The sequence below is a fragment of the Aurantimonas sp. C2-5-R2 genome, assembly GCF_036549495.1.
Lineage (GTDB): Bacteria > Pseudomonadota > Alphaproteobacteria > Rhizobiales > Rhizobiaceae > Aurantimonas > Aurantimonas coralicida_A.
Map to the genome: position 1 here is coordinate 1 of NZ_JAZHLJ010000295.1, position 504 is coordinate 504.

At 63.7% G+C, this 504-nt stretch carries 1 protein-coding gene; it reads left to right on the plus strand.

Annotation, left to right across the window (positions count from 1 at the left end):
* Window positions 1–463: DDE-type integrase/transposase/recombinase (locus tag VQ044_RS25595; RefSeq protein ID WP_331827930.1), on the plus strand; the 463-nt coding region annotated here is incomplete at its 5' end.
* Between the last annotated feature and the right edge of the window lie 41 nt (window positions 464–504).

Here is a 504-nt window from a genome sequence, read left to right on the forward strand (position 1 = left end):
CTACGTGGCCTTCGTCATCGACACGTTCGCCCGCCGCATAGTCGGCTGGCGCGTGTCGCGAACAGCCCATGCCGACTTCGTCCTCGACGCCCTGGAGCAAGCCCTTCACCAGCGGCAGCCCTTCGCAGGCAAAGGTCTCGTCCATCATTCCGATAGGGGGTCGCAATACGTCAGCATTCGCTACACCGAACGTCTCGCCGAAGCCGGCATCGAGCCTTCCGTCGGCAGCGTCGGGGATTCCTACGACAACGCGTTGGCCGAGACGATCAACGGCCTCTTCAAGGCCGAGGTCATCCATCGACGCGGACCGTGGCGCAGCCTTGAAGCCGTCGAGTTCGCCACCCTCGAATGGGTGGATTGGTTCAACAACCGCCGCCTGCTCGAGCCGATCGGCAACATTCCGCCCGCCGAGGCAGAAGACGCCTACTACGCCCAGCTTGAGGCCATGCCGATCGCCGCGTAGGATGCAAACCAAACAGTCTCCGGGAAACCCGGGGCGGTTCA